Here is a 26138-nt window from a genome sequence, read left to right as displayed (position 1 = left end):
AAGAGAAATATAAGCACCCGGAAGAGAACAATTTTTTTAATTAAAAACGTTCATGATAAATTTTTTCATGCTAACTGTTTCATGTAAATTACAAAGTAATTTTCATGTAACAAACCCAATATAAGACCGGAGTTTTAACCATGACAGGAAAAAAAGTAAAACTGCAGACAAATATCGGCGACATAACAATTGACTTATACAGCGACATGCCTGTAACAGCAGGCAACTTTGAAAAACTTGTATCAGAAGGTTTCTATGACGGAATCATATTTCACAGGGTAATAAATGGTTTTATGGTTCAGGCAGGATGTCCGCAGGGAACCGGTACAGGCGGGCCGGGCTACAATATCAAAGATGAGTTTGTAAAGGGGCACTCCAATGTCCGCGGAACAATTGCGATGGCAAACACAGGACAGCCAGACACCGGCGGAAGCCAGTTTTTCATAAACTTAGGCGACAACTCATATCTTGACTGGGATAACACATCAACTCCTTACAAACATCCGGTCTTTGGAGAGGTATCAGAAGGAATGGATGTCGTTGACAAAATCGCTATGCTTCCAACAGACTTCTCAGACAAACCAAAAGCAGAAGTAAAGATAATAAAAGCGACTGTAATCTGAATAAAAATCTTAAGACCAAAATAACCAAAAATCAGAATATAAATATCAAGCAATGATTTAAAAAAAGAAACGGGATTAAATCCCGTTTATATTCTGAAGCGGTTCCCTTTTCCTTTAATAATATTGAGCTTTTTCATATCCAAAAGGATATCTGCAATATAGTCACTCTCAAGATCAAATGCGAATTCATCTCCGGTTTCCTGAAGTGAAATTCTTACATCCTTAATCTCTTCTGTAATCTCTTCTGCCGCCGCTTTCTCTTTCGCCTTTAAAAAGTCCATTATTCTCTCGGCAATAAGAGTCTTTAAAAATATATTCTCTTTCAGCCGTATGTATGACTCCTCCTCAAAAATTAAGCCATCAACAAAACTGTCAAGTTCATTCAGATCAGTTTTAAATGCAAACTCAGGAGGTGTGGTTATGTGATACTCAGAGCCTGACATTACATTTACAACTGTTTTAATATTGTATTTCTTCCTGCTCTCCTGTGAAGAGCCTTCAAGAAGTATATCAGACGGCATAGATGTTACAATCTCATTTGCATCCTTTGTCTTTTTGAGATATTTCTTCTCATCCTGGTTCTCAATCATCCCGTTCTCCTCAAGAGCCGGAATAATTCTCATCATACGTGATGCAAATTCATCACCCTGCATTGCAAGTTCTCCAAGCTTTGCAGCACCGCCTTCTTCTTTTAACATTTCCAGAAAACGGGCGACTTCAGGGTCATCAGAAATGCACTCACCTTCTTCTCTTAAATCCAGGAATTCCTTGATGCTCCCTTCCATTGATTCAAGCTCGGATATCACGCTGTTATAGGTATCCTGTATTAATGATGTCATTTCACTTTCGTCATCCTTAAAATCTTCAGACTCCTCTATGAAAAAATCCCGGAGATCTTTTATCTGTGCTTTGCAGATTGTCTCTTTGACAAGAGACTGAACAACCCTTGTCTTTGTCCTGCATCCCTCATCACGGAGTTTTTTTGAAAAAATATCTGCATCAGCGGGTGAGTAAAATATTATTGTCTCTTCAAATGCCATTCTGCTGCCACCTTTTTTAAAAATTATATGTCAGGCAAAGGTATTAAACAAAAGGTAAAAATTTGAGGCGGACAGAAGAGGATTTTTTAAAGGATTTTATATTGACAACTATTTTTTACAACTCAATACAAACATAACTGCAATAATGTTGGATGAAAAGGGAATCGAGATTGTCGAAAAATTTCTTGAGGCTGATCTTCAGGTACACTTTGATGTGGTCTTAAAAATCAGGGAATCAGACAATCCGTCTCTTTTAATAGAACAGATAATCAAAAATGTTCCAAAAAACGCACCTGTTGCACTCCCCCAGCATATTCCCGGATGGAAAGACAGGTATTTTGAGCCTGCAATTCCGCGTCTAAAACCGGTTACTCAACAGCCTGTGAATATTCCCGATACCACTGATGAAGGTGTTACAAAAGAGACTGACGGAACACGCTTTTTATCTCCGGCAAACATCGAAATTATTTATGGAACTCCCGAAGAGCAAAAAAGAGGCGCAGAATATACTGATTTTATCTACTATTTCAGGGACAGATACGACAAGCTCTCTAAAATGCTACGCGGAAGAGGCGAGCCTATGCCGATTTCAGCCCTTACACAGACAACACGTTACAGACAGCAGACTGTAACTATAATAGGAATGATATCAGAGGTCAGAAACACTGCAAAAGGACACAGGATTGCAGTTTTAGAAGATCCAACAGATACAATAAATGTGCTCTTCTACAATCCGCAAAATGGAAACTCTAATTATGCAAACAAAGATTTAGAGCGTGAAAAAAAGCGTGCTGAAGTATTCTCAGAGGCTGAAAAGCTGATTCCTGACGAAGTCGTGATGGTTAAAGGCTCGCTTTCAAATGAAGGCACAATTATTTTTGCAGACACACTTCACAGACCTGACATTCCCCTCAATAACGCCCCATACAAGAGTGAAACTCCGGGAAAAGCGGTTTTTATATCAGATGTTCATGTTGGAAGTGATACTTTTCTTCAAAAAGAATGGGATAAATTTACAGACTGGCTTTGTAACTGCGGTGCGCAGTATCTTTTGATAGCCGGAGATTTGGTTGACGGAATCGGCATTTATCCTGATCAGGATAAAGAGCTGACTGTTCCAAATATCTATGCGCAATATGAAATATTTGCAAAAATGCTTGAAAAACTTCCAAAAGACATGAGTATTATCATATCTCCCGGAAACCACGATGCAATAAGAGGATCAGAACCTCAGCCGGGTCTTCCCGATGCATTTACACAGCATTTCCCAAAAAACGTCATTCTTGTTGAAAACCCTGCGATGGTAAATCTTCAGGGTGTCCGCGTTTTGATGTATCATGGAAGATCATTTGACGATCTGATATCAATGATTCCGGGTGCCTCATACACGCATCCTGAAGAGATGATGCTGGAGATGCTTAAAAGACGTCATCTAGCCTGTACATACGGGATGAGAACCCCTATAAATGCGGCAAAGGAAGACAAATTAGTCATTGATCCAATTCCGGAGATTCTTCATACAGGCCATGTTCATATCTGCGGTCAGCTAAAGTACAGGGGCGTTTTGTGCATCAATACAGGCACGTGGCAGTCACAGACTTCATTTCAAAAGCAGATGAATATTCAGCCGACACCTGCAAGGGCATATATGGTAGATTTGCAAACGCTTGAATGCCAGCTTTATGACTTCAACGGCGAATTTGTGGATATTGTAAATGAGTCTTAAATGAATCCGTATATATTTACAGGAGTCAGCAACAAAAAATTTGACTCTAAAAAAGAGAAGTTATTTTTTCTCTAAATTTTAATTAATTTTTGCCATTTTTACTTTTTAAGATGAATTTGCTCAATCTTTATTGCATTTATGTTTTGGTGATTTTGTTTGTTATCTGTCTGATTATTATGTGCCTGACAGATTTATTCAATCAGATTTTTGTTCATGTACATCGACTCAGTTGTGTCATTTTCAAGAAATGCAACGATGCTTGTCGAACTTCCCTTTGCATAAACAGGAATGCTGAGTGCTGTTCCAATAAAGTTTGAATATTTCTCATCAATATCTTCTGCAGGGTACTTTTTTCCCATCCCTTCAAAACTGCTGTCTTTGTAGACATAATATCCGCCGGCGGGAGGAGACATCAGATTTAAAATGTAATATTCTGATGCATTAAAGTCCATTTTTGTTATAAGACAAAATGATTTTTTATCAGTATCGGATGCAACCGTTCCTGCAACCCACAATGGATGATAAAACTCAGGGTTTGAATTAGGATTCAGGTCTGAATTTAAGTCACCTTCTTTTTCTGCAGAATCTATATTATTTCCATTCCCTGACGATGCAGAGTCACTAATTTGTTCTTCAACAAAATTTTCATCTGAATCTGCATCTGAATATAATTCTTTAGATTCTTCTGAATTTATCTCTTCATCTATACCGGAATTTTTGGATTTTTCCACATCATCCTCTGAAAATCCCCCCGAAACGCACCCTGATACAAAAACTGCTGTAATGAAAAGCATTACGAAAATAAAAAGTGCATTTTTTTCAGTAATCATACATTTTTTTTGTTTTTATTGAGAATATATAATACCTGACTTTTGGTTTTTTTGGATTATAAATATATTTTCCTGCAGATTTTCCAGATACTTTCATAGGTATTGTTTTTTGGATTTTCTAAGGATTTTCTTCGAAATTTTATATGAATATTTCTTCGGGTTTTCCTTTCGTTGATTGTTGAAATGAAAATAACATCACGTCGATTAAAAGCGGTTTTTTTTTATTCTAGAAGCTAATAATTATAGGCAAATTGATACTTTGGGGTATCTCTTCTAAAAGATTTCCCAAGGGATGGTTGAAAAAAATTATGGAGATGTTGGTCTATCTGGCACCTGTATGTGCCCTTATAGGTCTTCTTTTCGCAGGATTTTCATTTATGAAGGTCAGAAAAGAAGATGAGGGCTCAGAGGTCATAAAAAAGATCACCGCGGCAATACACACCGGTGCAATGGTCTACCTTAACAGGCAGTACCGTGCCATCGCTGTGTTTGTAGTGGTGCTTGCAATTGTAATTGCAATTCTTCTGCCACAGAACGGAGTCTTAACCGCAGGATGTTTTGTCCTCGGTGCAGTTCTTTCCGCAACAGCAGGATACATAGGAATGTTTACAGCAACAAGTGCAAACGGACGCACAGCACATGCCGCAACACACGGCATTGCACAGGCATTTAAGGTCTCTTTTGCATCCGGAACAGTCATGGGTATGAGTGTTGTCGGTCTTGGTCTGTTTGGTCTTTCAATTGCTTTCCTTGGACTTACAAATGTCCTTGCAGGCTCTGATATGACAGTTATTGTAAACACTCTTGCAGGTTTCTCACTTGGTGCATCATCTATAGCACTCTTTGCACGTGTCGGTGGAGGTATATTTACCAAAGCCGCTGATGTCGGTGCAGACCTTGTAGGAAAGGTTGAGGCAGGAATCCCTGAGGATGACCCAAGAAACCCGGCAGTTATCGCAGACAATGTCGGCGACAATGTTGGTGATATCGCAGGAATGGGCGCTGATCTTTACGAATCATACGTAGGATCAATTATTGCTACAATGCTTCTTGCAGCATCAACAGCAGCACTCACATTCCCGGGCGTTCCTGTATTGAATGCAGTTATGGTACCAATGGTAATTGCAGCACTTGGAATTGTTGCATCAATCGTTGGATCATTTTTCGTTCGCACAAAAAAGACAGAATCATCTGCAATTCACATGGCCTTTAACTTAGGTCTTATTGTTGCACTAATCCTTGTTGTTGTTGCTACATACTTTGTTACTGACATTCTTCTTGGAAGCTTTGGATTTGGAGTATTCCTTGCAACAATTGCAGGCCTTATTGCCGGATTTATTATCGGCCAGATAACAGAGTATTACACATCATACGAGAGAAAACCAACTCTTACAATTGCAAAATCCTGTGAGACAGGTGCGGCAACAAACATCATTACAGGGTTTGCAAAGGGAATGGAATCAACTGTATGGTCTGTTTTGGTAATTGGAGTTGCAATCTACATCGCATTCCAGCTTGCCGGACTCTATGGTATCGCAATCTCCGCTGTCGGAATGCTTGCAACACTTGGTATATCCTTAGCTGTTGATGCATACGGCCCTGTTGCAGACAATGCAGGCGGTATTGCAGAGATGAGCCACCAAAAGCCCGAGGTCAGAAAAATCACCGATACGCTTGATGCTGTTGGAAACACAACCGCCGCTATCGGAAAGGGTTTTGCAATCGGTTCTGCGGCACTGACTGCTCTGGCATTATTTGCATCATACGGTATTGCAGTAGGCCTGGAGTTCATCGATGTTATGGATGCTGGCGTTTTCATCGGTCTTTTAATCGGTGCAATGCTTCCTTTCCTCTTCTCATCAATGACAATGATGGCTGTCGGACGTGCAGCATATGAGATTGTAATTGAGGTTAGAAGGCAGTTTAAGGAAATCACCGGCTTAATGGAAGGAACAGCTGATCCTGACTATGAAAAGTGTATTGCAATTTCTACACACTCTGCATTAAAAGAGATGATTGCTCCAGGCGTTCTTGCTATTGCAGCACCTCTTATTGTTGGAAAAATCCTCGGTGCAGGAGCTCTTGGAGGATTATTAGCAGGTTCACTTGTTTCAGGTTTCATGCTTGCAATCACAATGGCAAACGCCGGTGGTGCATGGGACAATGCAAAGAAGTACATTGAACTTGGAAACTACGGCGGAAAAGGCTCTGATGCACACAAGGCAGGTGTCACAGGCGACACAGTCGGTGACCCGTTTAAAGACACATCAGGCCCTGCAATCAACATCCTCTTAAAGCTCATGAGCATTGTGGCTGTTGTATTTGCACCGCTGTTTATCCTTTAAATTTAACTAAACACTTTTTTTAAAAAACGTTCATGAAACTAATTTTTCATGTAAGTTACGAAGTAACTTTCATGTAAAACCCGCATGATGAGCTTTTTTCATCACACAAAAAGTGATGATAAGTCTATCAGGAATTTTTGACTTTCATAACAAATCATAATTTGGTTTTCATGGTAAAACGTCCATTAAATTATATTTCATTAAAAAACACTTTTCTGTAAGTTTAAAAGTAACTTTCCTGTAAAATTATTTTGTTGAGCTTTAGTTATTATTTAGAAATTTACAGGTTTTTGGTATATTGTTCTCTTAAATTATCATATATATCTTAAAAAACAAAGATGTAAACACAAATGACCGACTTGATTTCAGCAGTGGCAGTCATAATTTTAGGCTTAATCATAGCATATGCAGTGTACAGGATTTTTTCCTGGCTTGAGATAAAAGCAGATAAAACAGAGTCCAAAATTGATGATATACTTGTTCTTTCGCTTAAAAAACCAGTAATTATTGCAATATTACTTGGAGTTTTATTTATCTCCCTAAGCTACGTTACTATTCCTTCAAAATATGAATGGATTTTAGAGGGAAAATACCTCAATACCATATTAATAATTCTTGCAACATGGGTTTTTTCAACATTTGCCCAAAGCTTCATCAGTCTTTACGGCAGGTGGATTTCAGAGCAGACCGATAGCACAATGGATGACAAAATAATTGACATCTTAGAGATTTCCACCAAATATGTCATCTGGTTTATAGCATTTCTGCTTATTCTTAGTTATCTCGAAATTGATATCACACCACTTCTTGCGGCCGGCGGTGTTGCAGGTATTGCAGTCGCACTTGCGGCACAGGATTTAATCTCCAATTTCTTCGGCGGTGCTTTAATTATTATCGACAAGCCGTTTAAAATCGGCGACAGAATTTCAATTGACGGAAATTTGGGAGATGTTGTTGCGGTTGGCCCTCGTTCAACACGTATTCAGACTCTTGACTACCAGCTTCTGACAATTCCAAACTCAAAAATTTCAAACACAATCATTACCAACTATGCAATGCCGGATGTGAAATTAAAGGTAAGAATACCGGTATCTGTTGCATACGGAACTGATATTAAAAAAGTGAAGGAGATGCTTTATGAGATTGCAAATAAGGCGGCAAAGGATTATGAATATATTTTGCCTGAACCAAAGCCAAGCATTTATTTCCTTGAATTCGGAGATTCGAGCTTAAATTTCATGATGATTATGTGGGCAGGCAGATTCAATGTTTCCTGGGAGATTAAAGATGTTATCAATACAGAGATTGACAAAAGATTTGCAGAGGAGGGAATTGAAATTCCGTTTCCGCAGATGGATGTTCATATGAGAAAATAGATAATAACAGATGATAATGAAAATGAACAGAAGATGAAAATTCAATAGAAAGAAAATTTATGGAAAATATAGGGATTAATAGAATTTTAAAAGGTTTTCCCCTTTTTTTAATGTTCTAAAAAATATTTTATTTGATAATTATCCTTAATTTGTTAATTATCCTTATTTTGAGTGCTATCATTCATATTCGCAAAATTCAGAAAATAAAATCAGTTCCTGCTTCTCTTTCTCTGACAATTTCAATTATTATTTCGTTTTTCTTCCTTAGAATTATCCAAAAACCTGACTCATCACATATTGATTCATAGGGAATTTCTTCTTCCAAAAGAGCCTTTACAATCTTAAGCCTTCTTTTTATTGTCGTTTTTTTACCCTTCTTCTCACTTTTTCTCCACTCAGGATATTCTTTTGCCATTTTTTTTACTATATCCTCTTCAATTTTTGCACTTCCAAAACCGCCGCCGATGAATGCGACACCCCCCGGCTTTAAGACCCGCAGAATCTCAGAGAATGCTTTACCCAAATTCTCCCAGAAGAAAATAGAGCCGCGGCTTACAACCAAATCCGCGTAGTTGTCTTCAAACGGCATCTGCATGACATCGCCCAATACAAACCGGCATTTGTCGGTTAAATTTTCTGATTTCAGATTTTTTGTACAAATCTCTCCTGAATCTTCTGATATATCCAGAAGGTCTATAAAAAGAGATGTTTTTTTGCCAAGCGATATTCCAAGCATTCCGGGGCCGCAACCGGCATCTATGCATTTCCCGGATTTGATTTTGGTAGTATTGATAATTTTGTCGGCAATTTTTGGATAGGCTTCTTTAAAAATTTCCCTTGCGATTTTATCCATCGATTCTGCTTTTTCCTTTGGACTTTTTTCATCCCCGCCTGACATAATTAAGATAAACTTCCTTTTTTTGCTTAAACTTTTCTCCTGTTTTTACCCAGGTTTTTGGTTGGGAAGAATCATCATTATCGGGTTTTTAATTTACCATGATAATGAACTCATTATTTTACATGAAAGTTACTTCGTAACTTACATGAAATCGTGCATGAAATATAATTTCATGGACGTTTTCATGAAAAATCCGCATGATGATTTTGTTTTTCATCACGCAAAAAAAGATGAAAATCTTTCTGAAATCCCGACTTTCATAGCAAATTGGTTTCATGAACGTTTTTTTGATGAAAAAAAGGTTTTTTTGGTTATTTAAAATTTCAGAACTTTTTTTTCGCGTCTGAGACTGCTTCTTCTATTGATTTTAAGAAATTTTTCCCTGCACTTTTTGCTCTGGATTCTATCTCCTTACGCCCCTCTTTTGTTCCAAGAAGATTGTTTCCAAGATTAATTATGTTATCAACCGCGGCTTTGACTGAGTTTTCAGTATCTGCTATGAGCTTTTCGAAATCATCCTGCGAACTTTGATTTTGTTTTTGGCCCGGTTCTTCTGAGGATTCATTCTTTTCCTCTTTTTCAGAAGTTTTTTGAACATCACTATCCAAAACCCATCTTCCTTTCTCAAAATGCCCTTTTTTTTCTTCCATTTCTTCCATAATACACAGTTTATTGCTTTTATCATAAATAAATTACATTCAGAAATTCACAGACATTTGTAATTTTAAGATTATTAATATCTGCAGATTTTTTGTATACAGGAATTGTTCAATACTTTTCAGATTTTTAGTATCAGGTTTTTTATAGCCTTCATATTTTTAAAATCTTTTTTAGCCTGATTCTAAAAGATATTTTAGCTGATTTTAAAAGAATCCTGTAATTGAATGCAGATTATGTACTGCAACAATCAGATACCAGCCAATTATCAGATATAACGTAATCGTCCCGGAATTTTTTATTTTTGAATCTGAATATATGACTATAAGTCCTGTAATTAAGAATACAATGAGTTTTACAAAAACATGAAACAGGCCGGAGCTGACAACAGACTGCATGAGAATATTCATCTCATAACCGCCATTTTGAAGAATAAATTCAGTTGTTGCAATATCAAGACCAAATAAGAATAAGAGAATTACCAAACCTGCAGGTATTATAAGATCCTTTGTTTGAAGAGTTTTCATCTGTGCTCTTATGATATTGGTGGTCATCGGGCTGCATCTCCTTATTATTTCAACAGAGACTGACTAATATGCATATCAGATATAAGCGTATGCTTTACTGCAAAGAGGGTCTGCAAAAAAAACAGGGTTTTATCCCATAAGTATTAAAAAAAGAAAATATCATATGATTTTGGAAAAATTTAATTGAATTAACCCAATTTTATAACAGTCAGAAACATCAGAATCTGATAAAACGACACGGGAGAAAATAGAAGTATTTAAATATTTGTAATAAATGCCCGCTCATTAATTTCAGACAAGAGTTATTCTTTTTGCTTAAACACTGTATTTTTTGATTATACAAAAATTCGTTCATTATGCAAATGTTTTATAGCATATTTTAAAAGCAAATATATTATGATGTAAAAAAATTTGGTTATGAAACTGAGATTTCATGCAAACATTTACCTTGAAAACGTCCATGAAATTATGTTTCATACAAACATTTTTTGTCAAATTATCAGTTTCATGAAAATTTTTATTATGTGGTCCTGATTCATCGTATATATTCAAATACTTAAATTAAGAATAATACAGCAATGACTAATGACATTTTTCAAAAATTTAAAGACATTATTTTAAATCCGGTAGAGACCTTTAAGAACAGCCGCGATGAGACTTTGGGAACGGCCTTTTTGTATTTCCTTGTTATAATCGCGGTATACAGCGTTTTATCCGGAATTGTAAGCATGATGTTTTTTAGTATATTCACTTTATTCATGCCGGGAATGGATGCATTGCTTGCCGCTGAAACATCAGTTATAACAGGAGTTGTTTCAATTGTATTCGGATTTATCGCATCAATTATTGCTCTAATTTTTGGATCAGTAATCCTTCACATATTTGTATATATTTTAGGCGGCCGAAAAGGAATCGAACAGACTATTAAGGCGTCAATCTATTCATGCACACCACTTGCCCTTTTTGGATGGATACCTTTTATTGGAATAATTGCAATTATCTGGTCATATATCTTAAATGCGCTCGCAATCCGCGAACTGCATGAAATATCAACTGCAAGAGCGGTTTTGGCAGTTTTAATTCCACTTATAATATTAATTGTCCTGGTAGGTGTTGCACTTATCGCATTTTTAACAGTAGTCTCCTCAAGTGATGCGTTTATTGTTGAAAAAACACTGGTTTATGAGTGAAGAGAAATTTATGCAATTTTGAGAATTTTTTTTATCTCAACCTTTTTTAACTAATCTGAACTGTCAGTGGCGAATTTAACAGCACAGGGAAATCATAAGAGGCTACGGGCGATATTTTTTTCCATTCATAGCCTTCAATATATGAGTGATGAAAAAAGCTCTTTCATTAAACGAAAAATATGCAAAACTGCCGTTTCAAATCTCATTTCTTAGCGGATTTTTCTTTTTAATCTCCGGAATCTGCTATTCATATTCTGGTGCATCAACAGGATATGTGTTGCTTGTAATTGCATTTATTGTAATTTTATCAGCACAGAGGATGAGAAAAGGAAAAAATAACGATTTAAAAGATTCAGGCCTTACGGTTTTGTTCTTTGGAGTGTTAAATCTCATATCATTCATATTCATACTCTCTGGCGCAAATTTATCAGATGATCTGTTTTTTGCCGGCTTTATTACAGGTTTTATTGCAAGCATATTCGGATTATTGGGAGGACTTTTTGCATTTATGTTATCAAAGCAGATTCTGAATATAAAAAAAGCCGGAGAAGAAGAATAAATTTTTCTCTTAAAGTTACTTTTAAACTTATATGAAACTGTTTCCATGAAAAAAATTTTCATGAAAGTTTTCTTTGAAACCCCCCAGTTTTTGATATTTTTTTATATTTATTAATAAAAGGTTTTAAAAATAATAAAAGCAATAAACTGAAAATAAAATTATCAAATGTTTAGAACAAATGTTTGAAAAAGAGGGATTAAAATGAGCATTCAAAAAAGAGTTTTTATTTTTACAGCAGTTATGGCAGTTCTTTTTCTTATTATTATGCCAGCCTCAGCTGTTATTTTGGAAGAACAATACAAAGGACAGATTTCAAGACTTGAGCCATCCAAAAATACCATTACAATGCAGGTCACTTCTGTATATGAAGGAGGAGAATGGGTAACATATGCAAAATCCAGTCTCAAAAACAACATTGTATCAGGAACAATTAATAATCCGGATATATTCAGTGACTTAAAGCAGGGAAATCCGGTTGAGGCTGTAATTTTAGGCGGTCCGGGAGGAGAATGGATTGCAATCGGTAGAATAGGAAATGTTGGTTCAACAACAACTCCGCTTACAGCGGCATACGGTATACCTGACAGGCTTATTTCACCTTATTATAGGGGATATACAATTAAAACGGAATTAACACCCAATTGCGCTGAATGTGAGGGAACAACATGCACTGCACAGTCTGCAAAAGTTGTAGTCGAACGTGACGGTGCTGTTGTTGAGGAAAAGACAATGTATCCGGGAGAGACTCACGTTTTCGGATGGAATTCTGACTATCAGTATATTATACAGGTCAAATTCAATTCAGGCGAAGCCTCCTCTGATTCATGTCCGGCATTTGAGGGAATTGTAGGACCACAGCCGATATCAGACTTTACAGTATATGATACTCAGAGAAGTTCAGTTCTTGTAACAAATCCTGTCCCGACTGTAACTGATACCGCTGAAACTACAGCTGAAACAACAGCTCCTGCTCAGACACAGACAGCAGAGGAGACAGTTTCCCAGACATCAGAACCTATTCCAAAGGCAACACAGACCGGTACAAATGTTGGAGTCGTATTTTTAATGGCGGTCTTTGGTGTTTCTATGGCGGTTTTTAAAAGAAGATATTAATTAATTTTATTTTTTTATTTTACATCAAAGTTCCTTCGTAACTTTCATGAAACAGTTAGCATGAAAAAAATTATCATGAACGTTTTTGTTTAAAATCAGGTTTAATAAAAAATTTTAAATAAACATTTTTAAAAAGCATAAGAACAATTTTTTTGCTATTGGAAATAATATTAATTCTTATATGTCGCATCTGCTGAAAAACAATATCCATATTCTCATTTTGCTTCTTTTTTTTGCTGTGCTTTCATTCATCATAAGGGTTCTTCCGGTATTTTTCCTCCCAGATACAGGTTTTATCCATATCATTCGTGGAGACGCCGAGTTTAACTTAAGACAGATTGAAATAATGGTTCATAATTTCCCGCAGTATAACTGGTTTGACCCGATGACTGCATATCCGACTGGAAAAGAGATAGGCTGGGGGCCTTTGTTTCCGATGATTGCAAGTTTTTTTGCAATAATTACCGGTGCATCAACAACTTCTGAAATAATAAATGCCTCGTCTTATGTGCCACCCCTTATGGCGGCTTTGATGGTCGTTGTTGTCTTTTTTATTGCATACAAAGTAACAGACGACAAACTAACGGGCGTTATTTCAGCAGGTGTCTCATCTGTAATCTCCCTTTTTTTCCTGAATTACACATCATGGGGATATGTTGACCACCATGCAGGAGAGATTTTATTCTCAGCACTTTTCTGCCTTTCATATATTATTGCATCCGGAAAAGCAGAAGATAAATTCACAATAGATAAAACAGACCCTGTTTTTACAAAAACAGCAGTGTTTGCAATTCTTGCAGGATTTTTTTACGCGGCATGTTATTTCACATCGCCAACAACAGTTTTATTCCTGGTAATTATTTCACTCTTCACTTTTGTATCCTGCATTCTCTCACACAACAGAGAAGTTTTGCCTGTAAGAGAGGGATTTATAAACACTGTAACTCTTATAATTCCGGCAGTTTTGATACTTCTGTTCGGTGTGAAATACAGCGGGTTTTCCCTTTCAAACTACACAATAATTCATGTCATAATTCCGGTTTTAATAATTTTTGCAACATGGTTTTTGGTATTTTTATCATATGCGCTTTCAAAAACCAATTACAGTGAGAAAAAATTACTCTATCCGGCCGCTGTTTTAATAGCAGGACTTTTTGTATCACTGATTTCAGCAGTCATTATCCCGGACATTTTTTCAAATCTCTTTATGGGTGCTGACTTAATATTTGGTCTTGGAAACTACTCAATTGCAGAGATGCAGGCATGGAATTTTGATTATGCCGTTCAAAGCTATCATTTCGCATTTATTCTGGCCTTTTTTGGCGCAATAGTTGCAGGTAAAAAAGTTATTGAAAAAGGCGACAAGGGACTTTTATTTATCCTTTTATGGGCGGCAATTACTCTGTATATTACAATCAGGCATCTGAGGTTTGAATTTTTCATAGCTGTTCCGTTCTCGGTTTTATGTGCAGTCTGCATCGCATATGCATATGAAAACTACTACACTCACCTTTTAGCGTATCTGAAAGAAGATAAAAAACAGACAGGTACTAAAAAGGATAAGAAAAAGGCAGTAAAAAAAGAGCCTTTGAAGGCCGGTTTATTTCTGGCTGTTATGTTAATAGCAGTTCTGTTTTTTGCAAACTCTGTTATAAGTGATGTCAGTTTTGCCGCTGACTACTCTGAAATTAATTTTGAAGAGGACAAATGGATCTCTGCTATGGAGTGGATGGATGAGAATACTCCTGATACAGGTGTTTCCTATTTTGGAGAGTATAAAAAGGAATCTTTTGAATATCCAAAAGAGTCATACGGCGTTATGTCCTGGTGGGACTTTGGGCATGTAATAACACTTATCGGAAAAAGGATTCCAATATCAAATCCGTTCCAGGACAATGTTTTTGGAAGCAGAGGGTGTGCTGACTTTTTCATTTCAGGAACAGAGAGTGAAGGAAACATAATTTTAGACAATTCAGGTGCTAAGTATGTTGTTACAAACAGTGAGCTTACAACTCCTGAGTCAGGAATACTTCCCATTTTGACCTGGCTTAATAAAATTGATACTGCCGGAAATTATCTTATTCATGCAGGACTTCCCAGTGAGTCAGGAGAAGTTACAGATACAATTGCATATACTCCTGAGTATTACAATACAATGATTGTAAGACTAAACATTCTTGACGGTTCATATGTAAAACCTGAAATGGTCGGTGTTTTAACAACAAAAACAGTCTCAGGAGTTACAACCATATCAGGATATGAAGTAACAGACTATGATTCAGCGGTTTTAATGGCAGAAGATGAGAATAAATATTTAATCAGCACAGACACGGACAACCCCTGCACTTCTGTTTCAGCACTTAAAAATTACAGGCTTGTTTATGAAACAGAGGATTTGGCTGACAATGTAAAAATCTTTGAGTACGTAAAGGGGTATGAAATTTCAGGTGAGGGAACAGTTGAGCTTGAAATTGAAACTAATACAGGAAGAAAGTTTACATACGTCCAGGAGAGTGAAAACGGACAATTCGTACTTCCTTATTCAACAATTGATAATCCATACGGAGTTTTGGCTGTTGGAAAGTATCATATCATAAATACTGATGATTACTTTGATGTCTCCGAAAAGGACTTATATTCATAACTTTTTTTGATATTGAATCTTATTTGCTAAGAAATTAAGTTCATGATAAATTTTTTTTACTTATAAGGTAACTTTGATGTAAAAACGTTCATGAGATTATATTTCATTCAACTTTTCATGTAAGTTATGGGGTAACTTTCATTTAAAGTCAAAATACCGGACATATCTTCAGAATTTTAAAAAAAGACTTTTTTTGCCTGAGGATGAGTGTTTTTATTCATATTTCATAAGCATCATGCTGTTGAAAACCGCTGAAAAGATGATTTGTAGTCCTGATATGAAAAGTGTTAGTGCAACAACAGCATTTGATACCTGTGATATGCTTCCATATCCTGACTCCATCCAGTGAATTATGATATAAAGGCCGATTGTTGTTCCTGCGGCCATCAGTAAAATTCCTGCTACAATTTCTCTTTCAAGATTGTGGTAATTAAACACCTGCTCTATTATTCCGACATTTTCGTTGTATCCGGCGATTACTGAATAGGTTTTGATGTTTACACCCATCAGAATTACCTGAAGGCCGCCGATGAAAAGAATTGCCGCAAGAACGAATGAGTGCATGTTTGCTGACTCCACATCCCCCTCAAAGTAGTATATTGCCATTAATACTGCACCCAGTACCAGGAAAAAAAGGCCGGGGATTGAAAGGAAAGGAAGCGGCTGGTAGAGAAGCATAAATCTGATATGCCTCCATCCGTCTGCAAAGCTGTGAAGTTTTGAGGGCGTTTTTCGGGGGAAATAGTCGATTGAAACCTCTGCAATTTTTAAGTTTTTTCGTGCCGCTTCTATTACCATCTCGGATGCGAACTCCATTCCGGGAGTCTTTAAATTAAGGCCTGATAATGCGTCTTTTCTAATCGCCCGCATTCCGCAGTGTGCATCGGAGATATTTGTGTGAAATGAGAGATTGAGCATCATTGTAAGAAGAGGGTTTCCAACATATCTGTGAAGAGGAGGCATTGCACCTCTTCTCATCTTTCTTCTTAAGCGGTTTCCCATGACAAGGTCTGCACCACGTTCAATCTCTTCTATAAACTTTGGTATTTTTGAAAGTTCATATGTGCCGTCAGCATCGGCTATTATTATAATGTCTCCTGATGCTTCCTTAAAGGCCTCTAAATAAGCGTTACCGTAGCCTTTTTTTGGGGGACGGATTACTTTTGCACCAAGGGATAATGCAATCTCATCTGTTTTGTCAGTCGATGAGGACGAAACAATTATCTCGCTTTTTTGGTTGTTTTTATGTAGAGCCGCTTTTATCTCTTCGATGCAGTCTTTTATTGTCAGCTCTTCATCCAAAGCCGGAAGTATGACTGATATGTACGGTTTGTTTTCAGGATTATTTCTATTGTCTTCGGCCATGGTTATTCAGAGCTTTCTCTTTTTTTTATATTTAGGAGGATTTTGTTGGTTTGCCGTTTTTTTGTTTTAGTTTGCTCTTTTAAATTTGCTGTTTTTAGTTGTTTTTTCGGGAGGATTTTCTTGATTTTAGTATGCTTTTTCTTTCTTTTGGGTTTCTTTAGGGGTTATGGGTTTTTTCTTTTAAAAACACCCTTCGCCTTTCATTCTTCCTTATGAATAAAGTTTATATCAGGTGTTTATGTTTGTTGTTTATATTTAAACCGGTTTTGATTAACTTTTGTGACTCTTTGCTTTCCCATCCATCCATTAACAGTTTAACAGGCTCTCTGAAAATCATCTATAGACAACTTAAGGAGTATAAAAACAGGCATGTGGTGCCATAAAGTCACTATGGATGTCACAGGGGAAGTCAAAAGATTTTTGAAAGTCTCTGATGGAAAAGATGACACGCCAGGATATTATGAGAAATACTGGACTAAAAACGTCCAGGATAAATTTTTTCCTTCCAAATCGCCCCTCATTTCTTCCTGCTTATGTATTAGGTATAGTTCTCTTAGATGTCATCCAAATCGAATACAAAATAGCCAGTTTTACGTAGAGTTTCTTTCCCTTCTATCTTCTTTGCAAAAAGTGCAAAGTATTCCTTTCTTAATTCATTGTTCCACTGAACACAATCCGACTTTTTTTCAAGGCTAAAAAGAATCCTTTCGGCATCGGTTTTACTAAGTGTCTTCCATTTACATTCGACAAATAAAATTTCCCTGCTTTCCGGGTTAGTGACAACTGCATCGATCTCGTTTTCCTTATGCCACCAGGGCCTGACATCAGTATAAGTAAATGGAAGAGGAACTTCTTTGTTTTTTATTTGTTCAATTACCAGCCTCTCAAACTGCTTTCCATAATATGCATTGAGCTGAAGAGAAATACGATAATAAACTTCATCAATGAGGCCCATCTCAAGATCTGATAAATTAGGATATACAAATCTGAACCAGAATCTGAAGAACTGATCACTTATTTCATAAATTCCACCTTTTTTTCTTCCAAGAGGGAGGATATATTCAATAAACCGGAGGTTTTCAAGGACTGATAGGTATTTTGAAAGATTGCCTTTCTCTATTCCGGTGACTGAAGATAATTCTCCCTGTTTATTGTATCCTAAAGAAAGATATTTTAGAATTAGTGTATATGTTTTAGATTCCCGAAACTCCTCTCTAAGCAAAATTTTGGGTTCGTTGTAGAGGACCTCCCCTTTTCTGAAGATCTTATCCTTTATATTTTCTTCAACCGTTAAGGAGCCGTTCATTTTTTGAAGGTAAAAGGGGATGCCTCCGCATATTGCCCATAAACAAAAGAGACTGTCTTTTTCATAATCAGGATAAAAATATTTCAAATGTTTAAACGACATCGGTGAAACATTCCACTCTCCTGTTCTTCGCCCGTATAATGGGCTTTTATAATCTAAAACCTCGGTTTCCATCATCCCAATCGAAGAACCGCAGATTATCAGAAATATATTGCTGTTTATTAGTAGTTCATCCCATATTTTCTGAAAGACTGAAACAACTCCGCGGTTTAATTCAATCAGATATGGAAATTCATCGATTGCAATTACCACCTTTCTGTTGCCCATCTCTTCTGAAAGATGTTTATATAAAGAATAGAAGGATGAAACATCTATATCCCTGAAATATTCTTTTCCGGTCAAGATGGCAAATTTGTCCTTCATCTCTTTGATATTTTCTTCCTTACTGTCGTTTGTGCACAGTATATATGTCCCGTCTTTGTCTTCAATGAATTTTTTAATAAGTTCAGTCTTTCCAATCCTCCGCTTTCCGTACAAAACGATCATCTGGGCTGAATTTTCGTTATACTTCCGGTTGAGAAAATCAAGTTCACTTTCCCGGTTCACGAAAGGTTGTATCATAAGTATTATACTTTGCATACAACTATTTATAAATTGCATCTGATGAGATTTTTCTAACGTTTCGGATTTTGTTTTGTATATAAATGAAAGGAAATTTTAAAAAAACATTCATAAACGTTTTCATAGTAAATTCGTTTCCATTCACTAAAACCACCGGATCCCTGATTAAAGTTAAGATGAACCAGACTTTCAGTGATTGGTTGTATCATAAGTATTATACTTTGTATACAACTATTTACTTTGAATTTAACTTTTTAGACACAGCGGGGAGGTTTAGTCTAAAAAAAGCCTGCTTAAAATAATACTGTAAAAAAATAATTGGAAAAATTAGTGTGAGTTTTTAATAGTATACGATTTTCTTTTCCGGTAATTCTATCCGAAATATGGTAAATTACAGACAAGTGGGGAAAAATTCAGACTTTGATGCCCGCTCTTGCAAGGGCATCTTTGATTGAGACAAGCTCTTTTTTGATTTCTTTAAATTCCTCTTCAAGATAGCTGCCGGTATCTTTTCTAAGGCCAACAATCTCATTCTTTGTCTCCTTTCCCAAGTCAAGCATCTGATCCTGCTTCTCCAGCGTACTTTTTTGCAGGTCAACGATTGTTCCTGTATTTTTCAGCGTTTCTTTGGAGACTGAAAGATTTTCTTTGGAAATGTCAAGATTCTCATGCAGAATTGTTACGATATAATCTATTCTTTCAAAAATCTCCTCCTGTAAATCACCCCTGATAATTTCAAATTTCCTAAACTCTCCGGTTGCTTCCTCCCATGAGACAAGAATTTCAGTAACTGAAATTGGATACCGGGTTATATTTATTCGTGATATAAGACCCTGAAGTTCATCTTCGCTTCCCTCTGCAATTATCTCAACCTTTCCGTCATCAAGGTTTTTTACATATCCGCTGATGCCTCTGCCAAAAGTTTCTTTTAACACAAACTCTCTAAAACCTACCTTTTGGACATAGCCGTCAACAATGATATGAACCTGCTTCATTAACTTCATAATATAAATTAAGACAACAAATAATTTTTTGTAGCGGCTTTTTTTCTTTTCTAACATCTCCTAAAATGAACAAAAGACATCTAAACGTCATCTTAATCTCTTATCTTATGTCAGTTCGTAACTGATATCAGAAAAATCAGATTACTCTGTTTTGATGATAAACTAAAAAATTAATACACAAAATCATCTATTATAACAAATCATAGGTTGTAAAATCATCTATTATAACCTACGATTTTGTTAAAAATTGTAGATTATAACCGACACTCTAAAGATACTTAAAAGCTAATAAGCCATAAATGGATCAGGGTATGCAAATAGTCATTGAAAGCCAGAACCCCTGGTGGTTTTCAAAGGATTTTGACACAGGAATAAACCGCCTGTCTTTTTTCCCGGAAATAATGCAATATCTGGATGCAAAAGAAATTCTTCTGTTAACCGGAGCAAGAAGAACAGGTAAATCCACACTTGCATATCAGTTAATTGATTATCTCATAAAAACAGGGACACCGATACAGAATATTTTGTATATCAACCTTGATGAACCCCTTTTTATGTCAATGAGAGATGAACCTCTCCTTCTTGGAAGTATTGTTGAAGAATACATGAGCAGAAGAAAAAATAATGAAATTTTTTACCTTTTCATAGACGAAATTCAAAACTACAATTACTGGGCATACGCCATAAAAACGTTTTATGACACCAAAAAAGATATCAAATGTATACTGACAGGCTCCACATCCTCTATCCTTAAAAATGACGCGGCTGCAAGACTATCGGGGAGATATCTAACCTGCACAATTTATCCGCTTTCTTTTCAGGAATTTTTAAATTTTAAAGGCATTATTAATCCCAGAATGATTGAAAAAAGACAGTTATTTGATGAGTTTCTAAAATTCGGAGGATATCCGCGTATAGCTGTTGAAACTAATGACAGCTTAAAGAGGCAGATTCTGAAAAATTACTATGAAACAATATATCTAAAAGATATAATACTCCCAAATAACCTTCGAAATAATTCTGATCTCGTAAATCTTCTTTATTTTCTGATATCAAATTCAGGAAATCTTTACTCTTTCAATAAAATTGCAGAAATACTAAATATATCTCCGGATACAGTAAAGGAATATACAGAGTATGCTCAAAACTGCTATCTTCTCTATACCCTGATGAAATATACATGGTCTGTTAAAAAACAGATTGCCAACCCAAAAAAGATATATGCACTTGATACCGGGCTTATAAATGCCGTTTCATTTGCTTTCTCTGAAAATAAGGGAAGACTTCTTGAAAATTATGTATTCTGCTTTTTAAACCGGATTTTTGATGAAATATACTATCATAAAAAGAAATATGAATGTGATTTTGTTGTAAAATCAAAGTATCCTGTTAATATTAGGGAGAATACTAAGCTTTCCGGCAATGTATCCCAAATTGTATTGGCTGTTCAGGTTTCACTCTCACTTAAGAATTTAGATACAAAAAACAGAGAGATTCGCGGCCTTAAGGAGGCAATGGAGGACTATAACCTTGATGAAGGCTACATTGTAACTGAAAATGAAAAAGACAGAATTTCTTTGGATGGCAAAATAATTCATATAATTCCGGCATATTCTCTTGAGCATGAATTAAGAGAGCATATAACAGGATTAGACTTGTGAAGTTTTTTAACTCTTCGCCATATTTCTAATAACCCTAATTTGGAGACTCTGTGCCATATTTCTAATAACCCTAATTTGGAATTGTTTCGTTGCGATATACACAACGGGCAACAGTGGGAACCAGAGGGAGGCTCGCCCCTCCCTCTGGTGACCTATCTTGAGCAGGGGGAGGGTTCAAGGGAGGGGGCGTCCCCCTCCCTTGCAATAATCGAATTGATTATTTAAAATTTAGATGAAAGTTTCTTCGTAACTTACATGAAACTGTTGCATGAAACCTTTGTTTCATAAGCAGTGAATAAAAAAAGTCATTAACAGTTGAATATTAGTTCGTTGAACATCTTCACAAACAAAATTTAAAAAAGATGTTATGAAGTAAGCGCTCAGATTCTTCTGTCCATACTATCTCTGCCATGATTTGATCCGGCTTTTCATCTCTGCGTTGGAGATTACCCTTCCGTTTTGCGAATCCAAAAGACCCCTTTTCATCATACGTTCAAATATTAACTCCCGTATAATCTCTTCAAATGATGAATCATCGGGTTGCGAATATATTATCTCTTTCATCTTCTCTTTTACCGACTGCATAGAAAGACTCCTCTGTTAAACAGAAATATATCTAAGCATTATGGATAAATATATCCCTCAGCAGGAAAAGCGCATAGTATCAATACTGAATACCGGTTCCTATGAAAACGTCCATGATAAATTTTTTTTATGCCAGCAGTTTCATGTAAGTTACAAAGGACTCTTCGCGATATTTCTGATCACCCTAATTTGGAATTGACGCGATGTAAAAAAACATCCCCGGGCACCAGAGAGAGGCTCGCCCCTCTCTCTGGTGACCTATCCTGAGCAGGGGAGGGTCCAGGGGAGGGGGTGTCCCCCTCCCTTGCTAATAATCGAATGGATTATTTAATATTTTAGGGAGGTACAATTTGATGATGAGATTTGTAAATAAATTCATAATTACTTAAATCAGAGAGATTACTTCTATCAGGAAGGTTTTTTTTGAATTTACTTTTAGGATCACATTTTGACTGTTCAGTTTCGGCGTTTGTACTGTTCAATTTTGGCCGGTCAGGGTGTACAATTTCAGCGGTCAAACTGTTCAATCCTATCTGTTGTACATATTTGATTCTTTGAAGGAATAGTTTCGTTTGACATTTGATTCTTTGAATATCTTCACAAACTTATTTTAAAAAAAAGAAAACAGACTACCCGCCAAAAAGCCTCAATATAATTGCAACAATTCCTCCGGCACCGGCACCTGCGCCTGCTGATATCTGACTTTCGTAAAGACGGGATTTTTGCGTATTTCCAAGACACTCCTCTAACGTTCGAAGCCTGCTTTCAAAAAATGTCTCTTTTTCCTTTAATTCATCAAGGGACGCCCGAATCCATTTCACATCGCGGCTGGTCTCAATCACCAAATCCCTCAGAGTTTTTTCGTTCAATTTTAAAACCTCCTCCTAAAATATGTGTGAAAGCGAAAAGCTTGTCACAACTAAATTTCACATGAAATTCACAAAATGTCATCTGCATGAAAACTGCTATGATAATCAAAAATCCGAAATTACCTGAATTATTGATTCCTGCTTAATAAAAAAAGTCCATGAAAAGTTCATTTCATGAACATTTTCTATTATAACCATGCATGAAACGATTGTTTCAATAAAAAAACTTCATGCAGGAAATCATGCAAGAGCTGAAACTGTGTCTGCCCAGGTTTCAACCTTTAGCCTGACTGCATCGTCTTCATAGGAGGATATTCTAACCTTTGAACGGGTGAAGGTTACATAATAGATTTCACCTGACACATCATGGCATTTCAGCTGGCAGTAAAAACCGTCAGATGATAAATCCCTTACAGGATCCCCGCCAATATCAGCCGCAAGTTCTGTGTTTGCCATAACAGTTTCTGAAGCCTCTGAGAAAGCATCAACCGATGGTGCTTTTACAGAAATCGTTCCAACAGTCTTTGCATCATCATCCTCATAGATGATTTTTGCAGTATAATACTGCCTGTTGATGGTTACACCGTCAATAGTCTCTCCGCCGGCTACATAATCAACGCATTCAAACGGATTTTCTGACATTATCTGGCTGATAATTGCATCGAAGGATGCAATGTCTGCAATCGGGTTCTCAATTAATCTTACAGCACTTTTTGTGCTTGTTGTTTCAATAAAATCGGCCATATTCTTCACTTACCTACTTTTCATCTTTTTTTTGGTTTTTCTTTGTTTTTCACTTTGTTTGGTTTGAGTTTGGTTCCAGCTTTAGCCTGGTTTTGGTTCCAGCTTTAGTCTGGTTTTTCGTTGGTTTGATTTGTTTCCAGTTTTTAGTCTGGTTTGGTTTGGTTCCAGTTTTTAGTCTGGGTTTGGTTCCAGCTTTAGTCTGGTTTGTTTGTTCCAGCTTTAGCCTGGTTTGTTTGTTCCAGCTTTAGTCTGGTTTTTCGCCGGGTTTAGACTGTTTTTTAATTTTCTTCCAGTTTTAATCGGGTTTTGATTTTTCCCAATTTAATCTGGTTTGGGTTTGGTTGTTTTTTTTCGATTCTGTCTGGGTTTTCGTTTTTCTGCCGGAATCATGCATATCTTCGCATGCCGACATCATAATAGTTAAACTCACGTATATAAACTGATTTTCCGTGTGCAGTGTGAAAGTGAAAGGGAAACTAATTGCAAAAAATTAATACAGATATTTGTCTCAAATAGACTTTAATGTTCTAAAACAAGCAAAATTTGAGAAAATCCCAAATAAAGTTGCAAACAAAAAAATTTCATCTGCGTAATATTAAAAGTGATTAATTTCAATATCTATTTAGAATGTCTAATACCAAATATTTCATAACCGGCGGAGCAGGATTTATTGGTAGTAATCTTGTCGACAGAATACTTTCACAGGGAAATGATGTTATCGTTTACGACAACTTTTCCACAGGTATCCCCGAATACCTTGATAATGCTAAAAAATCTTCAAAATTTCAATTAATTAAAGGTGATACTTTAAATAAAAAATCACTAACTGAAGCAATGATCGGTTGTGATTTTGTTTTCCACCTTGCAGCAAACGCAGATGTACGCTTTGGAACAGAACATCCTTCTAAAGATCTTGAACAAAACACAATTGCAACCTTCAATGTTCTTGAAGCAATGCGTGAAAATTCAATTAAAAATATTGCATTTTCCTCAACGGGATCTATATATGGAGAATCTAAAGTCATCCCTACCCCTGAAGATGCACCGTTTCCTGTGCAGACCTCCCTTTACGGGGCATCAAAACTTGCAGGAGAAGGATTAATTCAGGCATATGCAGAAGGATTTGGATTTCAGGCATGGATCTTTCGTTTTGTATCCATACTTGGAGAACGTTACCCGCACGGACATGTCTTTGATTTTTATAAACAACTCCGCAAACATCCCGATTACCTTGATGTTTTAGGAGACGGGCACCAGAAAAAATCCTATCTTTACGTTCAGGACTGTATAGACGCAATTTTCACAGCTATTGAAAAATCAAATGACCCTGTGAATATTTTTAACCTGGGGACAGATGAATATGTTGAGGTCAATAATTCAATAAACTGGATCTGTAGCCACCTTGGCTTAAATCCGGAAATCAGATACACCGGCGGTGAACGCGGCTGGATTGGAGACAATCCGTTCATATTTTTAGACTGCAAAAAGATTTGTTCACTTGGATGGAAACCAAAAAACACAATTCAGGAAGGAATTATAAAAACACTTGATTTTCTTAAAGAAAATCCCTGGGTTTTGGAGAGAAGATGAAACAAGCATCACATCTTGTTTTGATTACCGGTGCAACAAGAGGTCTTGGAAAGCTTGTTGCAGATAAATTCTGGTCGGAAGGAAACAACATAATTATTGTTGCCAGAAACAAAGAGGAATTAAAAAAAACTTCTAAGGAATATGCAAAAAATGCAATGCAAGAACAGCAGATCTATGATTTTCCATTTGATCTTGCAAATATTGAAGAAATCTCTTCTTTGACAGACAATATTAAATCAAAAGCCGGAAATCCTGATATAATAATAAATAATGCTGCAATACAGGGACCTATAGGACCAATTCATAAAAACAACTGGCAGGAATGGCAGAAATGCCTTAATGTCTGCCTTTTAGCGCCGGTGCACATTTGCAGGGAATTTATCCCTTCTATGATACAAAACAAATTTGGAAGAATTATCAACATCTCCGGAGGCGGATCAACAGGTCCACGTCCGAACTTTTCAGGTTATGCAACAGCAAAATGTGGATTATTACGTTTTTCAGAAACTATTGCTCAGGAAGTTGAGCAATATGGTATAACTATAAATTGTGTTGCCCCAGGCGCCATGTACAGTGGTCTTACAAAAGATATTATTAATGCAGGAGTACAATACGCCGGAAATTCTGAAATTGAATCTGCAATGGATCTCTTAAATAATAACCCTGAAACCGGAAAAAAAGCGGCAGAATTGATTCATTTTCTTACACAAAATAAATGCTGTGATATTAATGGAAAACTTATTAGTGCTGTATGGGATGATTGGGAAAAACTTCCAAATTATGTTGATTTGATTAAAAACAACGACATATACACACTTAGAAGAATACTTCCCGAAGATCGAAATATTAAATTAAAGTGATTATT

The 26138-nt window shown here is 36.3% G+C and carries 22 protein-coding genes; 11 read left to right on the top strand and 11 right to left on the bottom strand.

Translation table 11 applies throughout. The annotated features are described in order from the left end of the window. The first annotated feature begins 140 nt into the window (after positions 1-140). A complete protein-coding gene (locus tag L1994_RS11895; RefSeq protein WP_278099651.1) occupies positions 141-623 on the top strand; it encodes a peptidylprolyl isomerase in 483 nt (160 codons plus the stop codon). A gap of 86 nt (positions 624-709) precedes the next feature. On the opposite strand, the gene L1994_RS11890 is transcribed toward L1994_RS11895, so the two are convergent. Then, positions 710-1663 carry a hypothetical protein gene (locus L1994_RS11890; RefSeq protein WP_278099650.1) on the bottom strand — a complete coding sequence of 318 codons (954 nt, stop codon included), beginning with the start codon at positions 1661-1663 and terminating at the stop codon, positions 710-712. A 145-nt stretch (positions 1664-1808) separates the two neighbouring features. On the opposite strand from L1994_RS11890, the gene L1994_RS11885 reads away from it, so the two are divergent. Then, a complete protein-coding gene (locus L1994_RS11885) occupies positions 1809-3389 on the top strand; it encodes a DNA-directed DNA polymerase II small subunit (protein WP_278099649.1) in 1581 nt (526 codons plus the stop codon). 191 nt (positions 3390-3580) lie between these two features. On the opposite strand, the gene L1994_RS11880 is transcribed toward L1994_RS11885, so the two are convergent. Next, positions 3581-4219: a hypothetical protein gene (locus tag L1994_RS11880; protein WP_278099648.1), complete on the bottom strand. Its 639-nt coding sequence runs from the start codon at positions 4217-4219 to the stop codon at positions 3581-3583. Between the two features lie 308 nt (positions 4220-4527). On the opposite strand from L1994_RS11880, the gene L1994_RS11875 reads away from it, so the two are divergent. Both L1994_RS11875 and L1994_RS11870 read left to right on the top strand, forming a co-directional pair. Next, a complete protein-coding gene (locus tag L1994_RS11875) occupies positions 4528-6564 on the top strand; it encodes a sodium-translocating pyrophosphatase (protein ID WP_278099647.1) in 2037 nt (678 codons plus the stop codon). 350 nt (positions 6565-6914) lie between these two features. Continuing rightward, positions 6915-7940 (top strand): mechanosensitive ion channel family protein, encoded by a 1026-nt coding sequence (locus L1994_RS11870; RefSeq protein WP_278099646.1) that lies wholly within the window; start codon positions 6915-6917, stop codon positions 7938-7940. A gap of 196 nt (positions 7941-8136) precedes the next feature. Here the strand turns inward: L1994_RS11870 and L1994_RS11865 are convergent, their stop codons facing one another. From L1994_RS11865 to L1994_RS11855, 3 genes are all read right to left on the bottom strand, one after another. Beyond that, entirely contained in the window at positions 8137-8838 is a 702-nt protein-coding gene (locus L1994_RS11865) for a class I SAM-dependent methyltransferase (protein WP_278099645.1), read from the bottom strand. A gap of 323 nt (positions 8839-9161) precedes the next feature. Then, complete coding sequence (locus L1994_RS11860; RefSeq protein WP_278099644.1) at positions 9162-9497, bottom strand: hypothetical protein; 336 nt, start codon at positions 9495-9497, stop codon at positions 9162-9164. A 204-nt stretch (positions 9498-9701) separates the two neighbouring features. Next, positions 9702-10049 carry a DUF5658 family protein gene (locus tag L1994_RS11855; RefSeq protein ID WP_278099643.1) on the bottom strand — a complete coding sequence of 116 codons (348 nt, stop codon included), beginning with the start codon at positions 10047-10049 and terminating at the stop codon, positions 9702-9704. A gap of 551 nt (positions 10050-10600) precedes the next feature. On the opposite strand from L1994_RS11855, the gene L1994_RS11850 reads away from it, so the two are divergent. The 4 genes from L1994_RS11850 to L1994_RS11835 all read left to right on the top strand — a co-directional run bounded on the left by L1994_RS11850 (position 10601) and on the right by L1994_RS11835 (position 15528). Next, a complete protein-coding gene (locus L1994_RS11850) occupies positions 10601-11212 on the top strand; it encodes a YIP1 family protein (RefSeq protein ID WP_278099642.1) in 612 nt (203 codons plus the stop codon). A 148-nt stretch (positions 11213-11360) separates the two neighbouring features. Continuing rightward, positions 11361-11771: a hypothetical protein gene (locus tag L1994_RS11845; protein ID WP_278099641.1), complete on the top strand. Its 411-nt coding sequence runs from the start codon at positions 11361-11363 to the stop codon at positions 11769-11771. A gap of 201 nt (positions 11772-11972) precedes the next feature. Continuing rightward, on the top strand, positions 11973-12884 hold the full coding sequence (locus L1994_RS11840) for a hypothetical protein (RefSeq protein ID WP_278099640.1): 912 nt from the start codon (positions 11973-11975) through the stop codon (positions 12882-12884). 181 nt (positions 12885-13065) lie between these two features. Next, positions 13066-15528, top strand: a complete 2463-nt coding sequence (locus L1994_RS11835) for an oligosaccharyl transferase, archaeosortase A system-associated (RefSeq protein WP_278099639.1) — start codon at positions 13066-13068, stop codon at positions 15526-15528. A 213-nt stretch (positions 15529-15741) separates the two neighbouring features. Here L1994_RS11835 and L1994_RS11830 read toward each other — a convergent pair whose 3' ends face one another. The 3 genes from L1994_RS11830 to L1994_RS11820 all read right to left on the bottom strand — a co-directional run bounded on the left by L1994_RS11830 (position 15742) and on the right by L1994_RS11820 (position 19881). Then, the gene (locus L1994_RS11830) at positions 15742-16893 is read right to left on the bottom strand and encodes a glycosyltransferase family 2 protein (protein WP_278099638.1); all 1152 of its coding nucleotides are present in this window, start codon (positions 16891-16893) and stop codon (positions 15742-15744) included. Positions 16894-17446: 553 nt separating this feature from the next. After that, complete coding sequence (locus tag L1994_RS11825) at positions 17447-18838, bottom strand: ATP-binding protein (RefSeq protein WP_278099637.1); 1392 nt, start codon at positions 18836-18838, stop codon at positions 17447-17449. A 395-nt stretch (positions 18839-19233) separates the two neighbouring features. Then, the gene (locus L1994_RS11820) at positions 19234-19881 is read right to left on the bottom strand and encodes an acylphosphatase (protein WP_278099636.1); all 648 of its coding nucleotides are present in this window, start codon (positions 19879-19881) and stop codon (positions 19234-19236) included. A 254-nt stretch (positions 19882-20135) separates the two neighbouring features. Between L1994_RS11820 and L1994_RS11815 the strand changes: the two genes are divergently transcribed. Further along, positions 20136-21485 (top strand): ATP-binding protein, encoded by a 1350-nt coding sequence (locus tag L1994_RS11815; RefSeq protein WP_278099635.1) that lies wholly within the window; start codon positions 20136-20138, stop codon positions 21483-21485. Positions 21486-21884: 399 nt separating this feature from the next. Here the strand turns inward: L1994_RS11815 and L1994_RS11810 are convergent, their stop codons facing one another. The 3 genes from L1994_RS11810 to L1994_RS11800 form a co-directional block, all read right to left on the bottom strand. Continuing rightward, positions 21885-22070: a hypothetical protein gene (locus L1994_RS11810; RefSeq protein ID WP_278099634.1), complete on the bottom strand. Its 186-nt coding sequence runs from the start codon at positions 22068-22070 to the stop codon at positions 21885-21887. A 629-nt stretch (positions 22071-22699) separates the two neighbouring features. Beyond that, entirely contained in the window at positions 22700-22939 is a 240-nt protein-coding gene (locus L1994_RS11805) for a hypothetical protein (RefSeq protein ID WP_278099633.1), read from the bottom strand. A gap of 240 nt (positions 22940-23179) precedes the next feature. After that, the gene (locus L1994_RS11800; protein ID WP_278099632.1) at positions 23180-23683 is read right to left on the bottom strand and encodes a hypothetical protein; all 504 of its coding nucleotides are present in this window, start codon (positions 23681-23683) and stop codon (positions 23180-23182) included. A 627-nt stretch (positions 23684-24310) separates the two neighbouring features. Here L1994_RS11800 and L1994_RS11795 point away from each other — a divergent pair. Further along, positions 24311-25273, top strand: a complete 963-nt coding sequence (locus L1994_RS11795; RefSeq protein ID WP_278099631.1) for an NAD-dependent epimerase/dehydratase family protein — start codon at positions 24311-24313, stop codon at positions 25271-25273. After that, entirely contained in the window at positions 25270-26133 is an 864-nt protein-coding gene (locus tag L1994_RS11790; RefSeq protein WP_278099630.1) for an SDR family oxidoreductase, read from the top strand. Before L1994_RS11795 ends, L1994_RS11790 begins: the two co-directional genes overlap by 4 nt. Positions 26134-26138: the final 5 nt, after the last annotated feature.

It is taken from the genome of Methanomicrobium antiquum (genome assembly GCF_029633915.1).
GTDB classification, from domain to species: Archaea; Halobacteriota; Methanomicrobia; order Methanomicrobiales; family Methanomicrobiaceae; genus Methanomicrobium; species Methanomicrobium antiquum.
This window is presented reverse-complemented; position numbering and strand designations above follow the sequence as displayed.